Origin of the sequence: Advenella sp. S44 (assembly GCF_002810445.1) — a bacterium.
GTDB lineage: Bacteria > Pseudomonadota > Gammaproteobacteria > Burkholderiales > Burkholderiaceae_B > Advenella.
Genome location: NZ_NEXS01000003.1, coordinates 1,594,177 through 1,607,172, shown reverse-complemented (window position 1 = coordinate 1,607,172; position 12,996 = coordinate 1,594,177). Strand labels below are relative to the sequence as shown.

The 12,996-nt window shown below is 50.1% G+C and carries 12 protein-coding genes; 8 read left to right on the top strand and 4 right to left on the bottom strand.

Features of this window, described 5'->3' with window-relative positions:
* From CAP48_RS11455 to CAP48_RS11420, 8 genes are all read left to right on the top strand, one after another.
* Positions 1–138 (top strand): integrase core domain-containing protein (locus tag CAP48_RS11455; protein WP_153045680.1); only part of this gene is annotated, 138 nt, incomplete at its 5' end.
* 125 nt (positions 139–263) lie between these two features.
* Entirely contained in the window at positions 264–2,345 is a 2,082-nt protein-coding gene (locus tag CAP48_RS11450) for a hydantoinase/oxoprolinase family protein (RefSeq protein ID WP_242444417.1), read from the top strand.
* Positions 2,342–3,916, top strand: coding sequence for a hydantoinase B/oxoprolinase family protein (locus CAP48_RS11445; RefSeq protein WP_100696574.1), 1,575 nt, complete (start codon positions 2,342–2,344; stop codon positions 3,914–3,916). Before CAP48_RS11450 ends, CAP48_RS11445 begins: the two co-directional genes overlap by 4 nt.
* Entirely contained in the window at positions 3,913–4,494 is a 582-nt protein-coding gene (locus CAP48_RS11440) for a decarboxylase (protein WP_242444415.1), read from the top strand. The genes CAP48_RS11445 and CAP48_RS11440 overlap by 4 nt, the downstream gene beginning before the upstream one ends.
* Positions 4,491–5,144: a thiamine pyrophosphate-dependent enzyme gene (locus CAP48_RS11435; RefSeq protein ID WP_100696572.1), complete on the top strand. Its 654-nt coding sequence runs from the start codon at positions 4,491–4,493 to the stop codon at positions 5,142–5,144. The genes CAP48_RS11440 and CAP48_RS11435 overlap by 4 nt, the downstream gene beginning before the upstream one ends.
* Positions 5,141–6,343: an aminotransferase class I/II-fold pyridoxal phosphate-dependent enzyme gene (locus tag CAP48_RS11430; protein WP_100696570.1), complete on the top strand. Its 1,203-nt coding sequence runs from the start codon at positions 5,141–5,143 to the stop codon at positions 6,341–6,343. The genes CAP48_RS11435 and CAP48_RS11430 overlap by 4 nt, the downstream gene beginning before the upstream one ends.
* Before the next feature lie 42 nt (positions 6,344–6,385).
* Complete coding sequence (locus tag CAP48_RS11425; RefSeq protein WP_242444414.1) at positions 6,386–7,837, top strand: aldehyde dehydrogenase family protein; 1,452 nt, start codon at positions 6,386–6,388, stop codon at positions 7,835–7,837.
* A 13-nt stretch (positions 7,838–7,850) separates the two neighbouring features.
* A complete protein-coding gene (locus CAP48_RS11420) occupies positions 7,851–8,696 on the top strand; it encodes a PhzF family phenazine biosynthesis protein (protein WP_100696566.1) in 846 nt (281 codons plus the stop codon).
* A gap of 615 nt (positions 8,697–9,311) precedes the next feature.
* Here CAP48_RS11420 and CAP48_RS11415 read toward each other — a convergent pair.
* From CAP48_RS11415 to CAP48_RS11400, 4 genes are read right to left on the bottom strand one after another with little or no spacing between them, the layout of a single operon-like run.
* On the bottom strand, positions 9,312–9,926 hold the full coding sequence (locus CAP48_RS11415; RefSeq protein WP_100696564.1) for a 2-hydroxychromene-2-carboxylate isomerase: 615 nt from the start codon (positions 9,924–9,926) through the stop codon (positions 9,312–9,314).
* 25 nt (positions 9,927–9,951) lie between these two features.
* Entirely contained in the window at positions 9,952–10,932 is a 981-nt protein-coding gene (locus CAP48_RS11410) for a tripartite tricarboxylate transporter substrate-binding protein (protein ID WP_242444410.1), read from the bottom strand.
* 24 nt (positions 10,933–10,956) lie between these two features.
* The gene (locus CAP48_RS11405; protein ID WP_100696560.1) at positions 10,957–12,213 is read right to left on the bottom strand and encodes a CaiB/BaiF CoA-transferase family protein; all 1,257 of its coding nucleotides are present in this window, start codon (positions 12,211–12,213) and stop codon (positions 10,957–10,959) included.
* The gene (locus tag CAP48_RS11400) at positions 12,210–12,944 is read right to left on the bottom strand and encodes a glutathione S-transferase family protein (RefSeq protein ID WP_100696812.1); all 735 of its coding nucleotides are present in this window, start codon (positions 12,942–12,944) and stop codon (positions 12,210–12,212) included. Before CAP48_RS11400 ends, CAP48_RS11405 begins: the two co-directional genes overlap by 4 nt.
* Positions 12,945–12,996: the final 52 nt, after the last annotated feature.

Sequence of the window (12,996 nt, the reverse complement as noted above, 5' to 3'; positions counted from 1 at the left end):
GTATTAGATTTATATCTTTTTACGTCGTTGAAGCAAGTTCAACACATCACGGAACACTGGACAACGATTTACAACACCGAAAGACCGCACGATTCACTCAATGACATGACACCCATTGACTATAAATTAACATTATAAATTCTATGTGTGTGGTGTATTAAAGATGGGGTATTTACAGAATATTCATACCATGATTCTGTCCTGTCCTAAAAAACGAAGAGGTGGTAATGAGTATACGAGCGGAGCATCAATGTGAATCGGGCATGCGTATTGCCGTCGACATCGGAGGAACTTTTACTGATGGCGTTGCAACGATGGTCGAGACCGGCCGTATTTGGATCGGAAAAACACTGACTACACCGAACGATCCAGGAGTTGCTGTTTCCACAGTAATAGGGGATCTGATGCGGCAGGCGGAGGCCTCAGGATGCAATCTCGCACTGAGCGAAGTGGTGCACGGCACGACTCTTGTCACGAACACTTTGATCGAACGCAAAGGCACTGAAACGGCGTTGATAACAACGGAAGGCATGCGCGACGCTCTCGATATAGGAAGAGAGTGGCGCTATGATCTTTATGATCTTGACCTCCAATTGCCACAACCTCTTGTTCATCATGAAAAAAGAATAGAAGCACAGGAACGCCTAAGTGCATCCGGCGAGGTATTGCTTCCTCTGACAGATGCGGAGCTTGATCGCATCGTGCAGGCTGTGAAGTCTTTGAACGTTCGTTCGGTTGCAGTATCGCTGTTGCACTCATATCTGGACGACAGCCACGAACGAAAAATTGCAGATCGCTTACATGAAGCTGTGCCTGGCGTTGCGGTATCGATTTCTTCAGAGCTGGCGCGCGAGATCAAGGAGTTTGAGCGCTCGTCGACGGTTGTTGCCAGTGCCTATGTCAAACCGATTGTGGCGGAGTATCTTGGGCAACTGGAGCAGCGTGTTGCAAAAGTCAGAACTGGTATTCCATTGCGCATTATGGTGTCTAGTGGTGGGTTCACTTCTGCTGATGCAGCTGCGCAATCGCCGATTTTTTTGTTGGAGTCAGGACCTGCCGCAGGCGTATTATCTGCGCTGAATACCGCTGCTTCCAATGGTGTCAGCAACGTGCTGGCCTTCGACATGGGCGGGACGACAGCTAAGGCTTGCGTGGTGGCTAATGGCGAAGCGCCGGTGGCATATAGCTTTGAGTGCGCACGCGTTCATCGATTCAAACGCGGTTCGGGCCTGCCTATTTTGATTCCCAGTATTGATTTGATGGAAATTGGAGCAGGAGGCGGATCTATTGCGCACGTTAACCGCTTGGGGCTGCTTAATATCGGGCCGGAGTCGGCCGGGTCGGTACCTGGTCCAGCGTGTTACGGCCAAGGCGGACAACACGCCACTGTGACAGATGCTGATCTGGTGCTGGGCTATCTGAATCCAGATAACTTCCTTGGCGGTGAAATGTCCTTGCACACGGACCGAGCATGGGAGGCAATGCAGCGTCTGGCGGATCAACTGGATATGGATCCCATTCAGGTGGCTTGGGGTATCCACAATATGGTCAACGAAAATATGGCAAGTGCGGCGCGAATACATATTGCCGAGAAGGGGTATGACCCGCGAGACTTTACATTGGTGGCTACAGGCGGAGCCGGACCTGTACATGCCGCCGAGGTGGCACGCAAACTTCATATGTCGCATTTGCTCGCTTCAATCGGCGCCGGAGCGGGGTCATGTTTAGGTATGTTGGCGGCTCCTGCCAGGGCGGATCGTTCCTGGTCTCAGCCAGCACTGCTCGAGGATGTTGAATGGCACGAAGTAGCTGCAAGATTTACAAGGTTACGCGAAGATGTGCAAAACGAACTCGAAGAGGCAGGGGCCCGGAACTCCAATATTGAATGGACCATAGGTGCAGAAATGCGCTACTACGGTCAAGGCGACAACGTTCCTGTAAGTATTCCATATCAGGATTTGAGCAATGGTGCCGACGTGTTCATGCGTAACGCATTTGAAGAGTGCTATCAGAAACTGTATGGGCATCTGGTGCCCAGAGCACGCCCGCAGGTGTTGACCTGGCGCCTGACTGGACGTTCGAGCATCGTTCGCCAGCAGTTCGAATTGGGAGAGGATCGACCGACGAAGGAGGTTCAAGTGCAGCAGCGTGAAATTTATTTACCTTTACAAGCGCGCTTTGGCACTGTTCCAGTTTATGAACGTTATGCACTGGTACCGGGAACTTTGCTCGAAGGTCCGCTTGTCCTTGAAGAACGTGAGTCAACTCTTGTCGTTCCAGTTTCCGCTGAAATTGAAATTCGCCAGGATCGTACCGTTTCCATTACTCTAAAGGAATTTGAATGAGCACAGGTGTTACAAAACCGATACTTGAGACTGCGGTCGAAAGGGAATTTGATCCGATTGAACTGGAAATACTCTGGAAGCGGCTGATCAGCATTGTTGATGAAGCTGCCGCCGCATTCGTCCGGACATGTTTTTCAACGCTTGTTCGCGATGCAAATGACTTCGCGGTTGTGCTGACCGACGCGAGGGGAAGGTCTCTGGCCCAGTCGACTATGAGCATTCCATCATTTATTGGCAGCTTACCTGCTACGGTCAAGCATTTCCTTGAAAAATATCCAGCTGCGTCACTGCAACCTGGGGATGTCTTGATAACCAACGACCCCTGGAAGGGGACCGGACATATTCATGACGTAAACACGGTCATGCCCATCTTCTTTAAAGGCAAGCTGATCGCCTTCGCTGCGGTGGTGTCTCATTTGCCTGATATCGGTGGAAGACTGCGTAGTAACAGTAATCGAGAGATTTACGAGGAGGGATTGCAGATACCGTTGCTGAAGCTGATAAATGCTGGTAAACCGGATGAAACGCTTATCGAAATGATCAGACAGAATATTCGGGTGCCAGAGCAGGGCTTAGGCGACATCTGGGCGCAAGTGAGCGCGTGCCGTATGATGGCCGAGCGCCTGATGCCCCTGCTTGAAACGGTAAGTCTGGATAAATTGGGGGCCGAAGTACGCCAGCGATCTGAGCACGCCATGCGTGAAGCAATACTTCGGTTACCCGACGGGATTTATGAATCTCAGGTGCAACATGATGGCTTCGAAACGCCCATTATTATCCGCTGCAAGTTGACGGTAGCTGGCGACCGCATCGATATTGACTATACGGGATCCAGTGCACAGCAGTTGCGGGCTGTCAACGTTGTGCCGATTTATACCTTCGCTTATTCAGCTTACCCAATTAAAGCACTGTTGTGCCCTGATACGCCCAACAATGAAGGGGGATTTCTTCCGATCCAAACGCGGGCGCCATTAGGATCCATTCTAAACCCTACTTATCCCGCTGCATCCGGGGGCCGAGGCGCTATCGGGCATATGCTTCCACCCGCGATTTTCATGGCGTTGGCAGACGTGATGCCAAATCGTGTGTGGGCATCAGGGAGCGCAAACTCATCAGTGACAATGTCTGGCCGCTATCGCGATCGTCCTTTCAATGTTGTTAACTTCATTAATGGCGGGCAGGGCGCTACTGTTAGCCGGGATGGATACTCCGCTTTATCCTTTCCTGCTAATTTAGGTAACACGCCGGTAGAAATGATGGAGGCGCTAGCACCGATCCTTGTTCATCGAAGGGAAATTCGCCGCAATAGTGGTGGGGTCGGTAAGCATACCGGAGGCAACGGCTTGCGCTTTGAGTTTGAAATTTTGCCGGAAGCATCCGATGTCGCGACTTCATTTTTGATGACGCGTTTGAAAACACCTCCGTCAGGGCTGTTTGGAGGGGAAAGTGGAGAGCGGGGAAAACTCGTGCTTAACGGAGATCAAATTGATCCGACCGAACAGCGCATTTTGCAACCAGGGGATCGTGTCCTTCTGGAGACGGCCGGCGGAGGTGGTTATGGAATACGTTGAAATCACAACTTAACTTTATCTTGGGGGAAGACATGTCGGAAGCCGTAACAAGCAAACCGCTCCAGATGAGCTGGGACGAGATCGTTGTGAACACGCTGAAGGACAATGATGTCCGCTTGATTGCCTATGTGCCGGATAAAGTACTGGCGCCCCTGATCAGCAGATTATACGCAGACGATTTCTTCACTGTCGTAAATTCAGCGCAGGAAGAGGAGGCGCTAGGAATTGTGGCTGGAGCCTGGATGGGGGGCATGCGGGGTATCGTTCTAATGCAAACAAGTGGTTTTGCGACATTACCCAATGCTTTAGCTTCGCTTGCAATTCCATACCAGATTCCCGTGCTAATGATGATTTCCGAGCGTGGGACGTTAGGGGATTTTCAGCAGGGGCAAGTGGTAGTTTGCCGCACGATGATGCCAATTTTGAACTGCATGAATATTGAGAGCCACAAATTAACCGCCTTGGGTGATGTGGAGTTTGTGGTCGGTCAAACTATCAAACAGGCGGTAAAGACTCAAGCGCCCGCCGCCCTGATTCTTAGCCCGCTATTGACGGCTCGCAAAGGAGAGGCTCAATGAGCAACGCGACATACAACATTGTAGAACCGTCAATCGGACGTGCTGATGCTATGATTATGAATCGCTCGGATTTGACTCAGCGAGTTCTGAGGCACTTGACCAAAGATGAAGCAGTAGTGGCAGGCATAGGGCATACGAACTTTGATCTATGGGCATGCGGGCATCGCCCACAAAATTTCTATATGCTCGGTAGCATGGGACTTGCTTGCTCAATTGCATTAGGTGTTTCAATCGCTCAACCTAAACGGCGTGTGGTGACGCTGGAGGGAGACGGCTCTCTGTTGATGCAACTTGGTGCATTGGCTACGGTAGCGACAATTTCCCCCAAAAAGTTTCTTGCGATCGTCTGGGATAATGGCTGCTATCAGATCACGGGTTCACAACCTACGCTTACATCGACCAGTGCTGATCTTGTCGCCATCGCCAGAGGTTGTGGGCTGACACGCAGCTTCTGGGCGAGAGATACTGAGGATTTTGAGCGTCTCCTGGACAAGGCTTGCACCGAGGACGGGCCATGGTTAATCGCCGCCAGGACCGACACGAGCCCTCCCGCTGGTGCCACTGAGCGGGACCCTTCCCAAATACGTGACCGCTTCATGCGCGGCTTGGGGGTAAAGCGCTCCTGGCCCGCAGAGGGAGGGGAGAAATGACTTTCATATCTGCCCGACTCGATCGAATCAAACCTTCTCCCAGCTCTATGGCGGGGCAGAGGGTTCGTGAACTGCGAACCCAAGGTCGCGACATTATTGGCTTGACTCTTGGCGAGCCCGATTTTGAGACTCCCGAAAATATCATTGAATCCGCAGTGCGTGCCATGGCGTCCTCAGAAACCAGATACACAGATGTTGGGGGTACGCCCAAACTAAAAGAAGCTATTCAGCATAAATTTCTTCGCGATAATAAACTTGATTATGAACTGAACGAAATTGTCGCCGGGACGGGGGCTAAGCAGATTATTTTCAATGCTTTCATGAGCACGGTTGATGCGGGGGATGAAGTCATTGTTCCTGCTCCATACTGGGTGTCATATCCGGATATTGTTTTACTGGCGGGAGGCAAGCCAGTACTTGTTCCGTGTCCGGCCAGCGCGGGTTTTAAACTTCTTCCCCAACACCTGGAGCGAGCGATTACACCCAGGACGAAATGGGTCGTGCTCAATTCGCCTAACAATCCAAGCGGAGCAGTGTACACGCGCGACGAACTATGCCAACTGGGCGAGGTTTTACTACGGCACCCGCATGTATGGATACTTTGTGACGATATTTACGAACACATTCTGTACGACCATCGCAGCTTTTCAACATTGGCCGAAGTGCAGCCGAATTTGAGGGCCAGAACATTGACTGTCAATGGCGTTTCTAAGGCATATGCCATGACGGGTTGGCGTCTTGGGTTTGGCGCCGGCCCGGTAGAGTTAATCAAGACGATGGTAAAGCTGCAGTCTCAAAGTACGTCGAATCCCAATTCGATTTCCCAAGCAGCTGCCATCGAAGCACTTGTCGGACCCCAGCAAATCGTGCGAAAACGCACTAAGATTTTCCAGGAGCGTCGTGATATGTTGGTAGAAAGGTTGAATGCCATACCGGGTTTATCGTGCGAGCCCCCTGAAGGAGCGTTCTATGCATATCCAAGTTGTACTGAGTTGCTGGGGCGAAAGACACCGCAAGGAACTGTTATAGAGTCAGACACCGACTTTGCTATGTATCTGCTTGACACTACGAACGTTGCCGTTCTACCAGGTTCCGTGTATGGACTTTCGCCGCATTTACGGATTTCGTTCGCCACATCAATGGATACTCTTGAGCGTGGATGTTTACGCTTGAGTGCTGCCTGTGAGGCACTATTTTAATGATTCCGGTCGTGTCGGCGCTATATGCCGGCCCAGGAGAGCATGATGCAACAAGAGTCAATGTTTAGTTCGGATGGCAGGGATATTGGAGCCCTTATTGACGGGGCGTGGGTGACATCTTCCGATAGCTTCGGTGTATTGGATAAGTTTACAGGCGAGGAAATCGCCCGGGTGTCGCAGGCGAGTGCGGAACAGGTATCTCAAGCGGTGGAGGGTGCTATGCGCGCAATGAGCGAGAGTGAGCTGGCTCCTTTTGAGCGCGCACAGGTGTTAAGTCGGACGGCCGAGTTGCTTGCCACCAAGCGTAAGCGTTTTTCGCAAATACTCACTGCTGAAGGCGGGTTCACACTTACTGACGCCGAAGCAGAGGTTGACCGTGCGATTGTTACGTTGAATCTGTCCGCGTACGAGGCTACGCGTTTGACCGGCGAGATAGTACCTTTTGCCGCGAGTCCTGGGGCACACCATCGGTTGGGATTCACTATGCGCTTTCCCATTGGTGTGGTCTGCGCTATAACGCCTTTCAATTCGCCTTTAAATACGGTATTACATAAAATAGCGCCGGCCTATGCCGCCGGCAATGCCGTGGTTCTAAAACCATCAGCCTATACGCCTTTGACAGCATCATTGCTATGCGAGACGTTGCTTGAAGCCGGTATGCCGCCAAGGTTCATCTCGCTTGTTCACGGAAGTGGTGATACTGTCGGTAGCTACTTGCTCGACAACCCTTCCATAGCCTTCTATGCATTTACGGGCAGTACTGGCGTAGGGCGAATTATCCAACAGGCGGCAGGCCTTAGACGCACTCAAATGGAGTTGGGTAGTATCGCTAGCACTATCGTTTGCAAAGACACAAACCTGGACAGGGCAATTCCGAAGATTGCCAATGCGTCTTTCCGCAAGGCGGGACAAGTCTGCACATCAGTTCAGCGCTTGTATGTAGATCGAAAAATTGCCGATGAGGTTTGTGACCGCCTGATTGAGTTCACAGCAACATTGACCGCAGGAGATCCACGAGATCCTAGTGTACGAATTGGCCCTCTTATTACCGAGGAAGCCGCGTGTCGCACTCAGACTTGGTTGAACGCAGCGATAGGTAGGGGAGCGACTCTCTTGTGTGGCGGTGAGCGTGACCGATCAGTGGTTACGCCGGCTATTATTAAGGGTGTGCCGGAGGACACCAGCATCTGGTGTCAAGAGGCCTTCGCACCCTTGGTTGCGATTCGCCCATTCGACAGTTTTTCCGAGGCGATCGATAGCGCTAACTCTACCCCGTATGGGTTGTCTGTGGGTGTTTTCACTCAAGATATCGATTTGGGACTGCGCGCTGCCCGCACCTTGCGCTTTGGGACAGTACAACTTAATGAAGCGTCCAGTGCCCGTGCTGATGTGATGCCGTTCGGTGGGGTGAAAAATAGTGGTTTTGGCAAGGAAGGTCCTGCTTATGCAATTCGTGAAATGACTGAAGAACGGCTAATTACGTTTAACCCATAAAGGAGCAAAAAAGATGTTGAAGTTTCGGTTTCAACAAGTTGACGTTTTTACGGTGTTCCCGTTACAGGGTAATCCTCTTGCGGTGGTGATCGGTGCTGATCATTTTCCTGAAGAAAAAATGGCCGAGCTGGCACGATGGACAGGTTTAAGCGAAACAACTTTCTTATTGTCGCCGTCTATGCCGAAAGCAGACTATAGGGTGCGAATCTTCACTCAACGACGTGAGTTACCGTTTGCTGGGCATCCTACGCTCGGTAGCTGTCATGTATGGTTGGCTGGGGGAGGGAAGCCGCATGATGGCAGCACGATTATTCAGCAGTGCGGAGTTGGGCTTGTACCTATTCGGCGTGAGGGTACTCGATTGGCATTCGCCGCTCCGCCGCTGCGTCGTTCTGGTCTGGTGGCTGACGATGTATTGGTTCAGATAGCGCGAAGTCTTCAATTGGATTTTGAGGAGATTATGGCTTCTCAGTGGGTTGACAATGGTTCGGGGTGGGTGGCGGTGTTGCTGGATTCACGGCAGAAGCTTCTTGCATTGAAGCCCGACTATCAATCAATGAAGGAGATGAAAATAGGAGTGGTTGCGCCTTGGGACCCCGTGCTGGATGGTCCCGAAGCTCAATTTGAGTTACGTGCGTTTGCTCCCAATGAGGGCGTGTTGGAAGACCCGGTAACAGGTAGCCTAAATGCTGGTGTAGCGCAATGGCTCATTGGTGCCGGACTGGCGCCTGCGTCCTATGTTGCTAACCAGGGAACGATGCTGGGTCGGGCTGGGAAAGTATATGTAGAACAGATAAATGAAGATATTTGGATTGGCGGTGATGTTGTTACGTGTGTTGATGGAACTTTAAGACTTTGATAGCCCGAGAATAATCTCATCGTTGACTTCGGGCTTTGAAGTAATGTCTTCAGGCGCGAGCAAGCAAGTCGCGCTTTTCAAGGTCATTGAGGTTCGCTTCGCCAATAGCGGGAAAATGTCTGCTGTTAGGTGCTGCAATATTCTAGCGCTGTGTGAAACTGACCACAGTCTTACTGTCTGCATGCCAGGAGCGGGGAATCACAATATGTTCGAGGATGCACACCGGGTTCATGGAAATTTAGATAGATCATCTATCGTGGCTCGTTATTGGGAATGGATAAAGCGTTAATAATCATGCCATAAAATATCGTTCGACCTCATGCGTGAAAAGATATAGGCAGGGCGCACACTCAGTTTTGAAAGCTTGTACACATAAAGTTTGATAGACAAAAGTGCCTAGTAATGATTCTATATGGACGTCGGCCATATCTATCCATATATCTAACTTTACATAATATATATTATGCGAATATTAAATATGAAGATCGACAACTTAGGGTCGATCTTCATATTTACGCTCCTATCCCCGGCCATTGCTCGGCCTGGACGAGCAATCGGGAGTAAATGAGGTAAATCAGCAATACGCCTTCTTTGCTGCCAATATTTAAGATGCCACTAGCTTGGATAAGCTTCAGAAATCTTACGCAGCTCATCTTCCACAAAATCCATTCGATCTTTCCCCCAAAACATTTCATTATTGACAATGATCATTGGCACTCCAAAAACTTCCCGTTCAATTCCTTTATCAGTACTTTGAGCAAGTTCAGCTGCAATCTCATCACTCGCGCTCAAATGTTCAAACTTGTCGGGGTCAACTCCCAGTTCTTCCACAATTGGCCTTAGGCCGGAATATTCAGCGATCGACGCGTCGCCTTGCTCCCAATACCGGTCCATCACCTTTTCGACGAACTCAAGTTCTTTTCCGTAGCGTCTCATCACTAAAGATCCCCTCAACACACGACTTGATTTGATCGGAAATTGTCTGGGAATTTGAAACGACAGACCATATTTCCGAGCCCAGCGCATGAGATCTTGCTTTCGATTGCGCAACTTGGATTTTGGTTCTTTCATAAGTTCGTAGTTATTGTTCCGAAAAACATATCCGAGGTTGAACGGATGAAGGACAAGTTCACAATCGTAGCGCTCCAAAAGCGGTTTAATCAGCTTTAATGCAAAGTACGTATTGGTGCTCCCGACATCCCAGTACATTTCTATTTTTTGTTTAGTCATTTATATACTCCATAGAATGGTGCTACTATTTCAGATAGACTGAAGATTGCTCAATTAACGGTGACCATAGGGAGATCTGACTACCCAGATGCTGCTCCAGACTTGCCGGTGTAGCACGGTCAGCACTAACTGGCACGGCACCCAATTTGAACATGCTATCGGTAAATTGCTTGTCCGCGAGCGCAGCCTGAAGTGCTTCACTTAATCGATCAATTGCAGGTTCCGGTGTTCCTTTGGGCGCATAAATGGCATGCCAGACATTTATTTCAAAATCCTTTAAACCTTGCTCGCTCAGTGTCGGCAAATTGGGCAGACTGTCGAGCCTTTTCCGGCTCGTTGTGCCATAGCTCTTAACCCGGTTGGCTTGAATAGGCGAAAGCGTAGTTGTTATTTGGTCGCACAAAAGATCGACCTGCCCGCCCTGCAAGTCCGTCAACGCAGGCGCAGCCCCCTTGTACGGAATCATAGTCATATCCAACTTGAGTTTGGACATAAGCATCAACGCACATAAATGGGAAGCCGTGCCAATACCCGCATTACTGATATTGATGGATTTTCCGTGTTCCTGCAGATAACTGCGAAGACTGCCAAAATCCTTGGGTTGCAGCGCCCTCTTTCCGACTAATGTCATAGGCACGTCGGCAACCTCGCCAACATAGGAAAAATCCTTTTGCGGATCGAATTGGAGTTGAGGATTAATTGACTTGACGGTAGACATGCCAATATTATGTATAAGCAAGGTATAACCGTCTGCGGCAGAACGCAGCAATTTTTCCACACCAACGATGCCACCTGCACTTGGTCGATTTTCCACGACAATGGTTTGTTTCAAACTTTTCTCCATGGCTTTGGCCAGATGCCTTGCGACTACATCGGTTGGGCCGCCCGCCGAAAACGGCACAATTAGCGTAACTGCATGGTCGGGAAAGCTGCTGGCCATAGCCACTGGCGTTGCTAGTACAAATGAAGCTGCGACAGTACGTATAAACATGGTTGTCTCCTCCATGATTGGTTTTAAAATCCTATGGGCTCAAACAGTGCAGTTCCGACTTTTTTTATCCTTGATAAGCACGCCCTCTTCGTATAAGTGTTCAATATCGTTTTCCGACATGTTTAGCACGTCACGTAGCACACTCTCATTGTGTTGACCCAACAAGTCTGCCCGCAATTTATCTTTTGGCTCCCAATCCGAAAATGTGACCGGCAGGCCAGGAATCTGAAATTCACCCAACCCTTCGTCCTGTACGCTGCGGATGGTGTTTCGTTGTTTGAGGTGAGGATGTTCCATCGCTTCGTTTAGCGTTAGCACAGGAGCACAGGGAATGCGATATTTTTCAAGTTCTGCCAATGCCTCATCGCGACGGCCGAAACTGCCAAGCCATGTTTCCAGTTTGTCTTTCAAGCTTTCGTTGTTATCACGCCTTAGCGGTGCAGTGGCGTACCGCGGGTCCGTCAATAATTCGGGCGCATCCAACGCTTTGACAAAGGCTTCCCATTGATGCGGCAATATAGCCAGAGCAATATAACTTCCGTCAGCGCACTTGAAAACGCCCGTCGGCCCACCATCCGGATGCTGAGATCCCGTACGTTTGGGTGTATAGTTTTTGCGCAGCGAAACTCTGGGTATGGCTACTTCGTGCATTTGAAAATAAGTATCCAGTAACGTAGCCTCTACATATTGCCCACAGCCGGTTCGCTCGCGATTTAAAAGTGCATATCCGATAGCCATCGCCGCGGAGATTCCGGTGGCCGTATCTCCCATAGCCATGGTGATAAGCGCTGGGTCCCCTTGAGGGTCTCCAATCAGATCCGTGATACCTGCATATGCCTGGGCAATATAGTCGTAACCCGGTTTTTGACTCAAAGGGCCGGTTTGTCCCGCTAGTGAAATGGAGCACATTACCAAACGCGGATTAAGCGCCTTTAGATCCTCATACGCCAACCCTGCACGTGCCATGACTCCGGGGCTGAAGTTCTCGACAAGCACATCGAAATGTGGAATCAAGGCACGCAACAGAGCCTGCCCTTTCGGATGCTTCCAATCTAATGCCAGACTTTTCTTCGAATGATTATGCTGAAAAAAGTATGTGCTTTGCGAGGACCCTTTATGGATTGGGTCACGCGGTTTCAGGCCTCCGAATCGGGTGCGGTCTCCATAAGGTGCCAGCTCCAGTTTGACAACATCAGCCCCAAGCTCGGCCATGATGCGACTGCACGTGGGGCCAGCGACAATTTGTGTCATATCAAGGACTCGATATCCTTGAAGCATTGAATTCATATTCTTCATGACTCATCTCCTGAACCAGACACAGACGCACCTTGTGTAACTTGCGTGTCGCCGAACAAATTATTCCACCGCTCGCCGTCAGGCTTTGCACCAGTTCTATCGACTTTATCTGCGAGAACCGCAAGGCCTCGCTGAACGGCAGGACGGGCTCTGACAGCGCTAAACCAGCGCTGCAGGTTTGGCCACTGTTCAATATTCTGCCCTTGCCACTTGTATGGGCGTAGCCACGGATAGGTGGCAATATCGGCAAGCGAGTAGTTTCCTCCACCCAAGTATTCGGTTTCGCATAGTCGGCGGTCTAACACACCATATATGCGGTGGGCCTCGTTGGTATATCGATTGACCGCATAATCAATGACTTCTGGTGCGTATTTTCTGAAGTGATGTGCTTGGCCTAGCATGGGGCCGATTCCGCCCATTTGAAACATCAGCCATTGCAGGACGCTGTATCGATTTGCACAATCGCGTGGATATAGCTCGCTTGATACTTTATCGGCGAGGTAGATCATGATTGCACCCGATTCGAATAGCGAAATGGTCTTGCCATCGGGCCCGCATGTATCGACAATAGCCGGAATTTTATTATTCGGACTGATGCGTAGAAATTCGGAAGAAAACTGCTCACCCTTGCCAATATGTATCGGTACTACCTCATACGGCAATGTAAGCTCCTCTAGCAGAATAGAGATCTTGTACGCGTTTGGGGTTGACCAGAAATAGAGTTTAATCATGGTATTGATATGCCAAATCATTGCTGTAATAAACGGTTTTAATAATAGACGA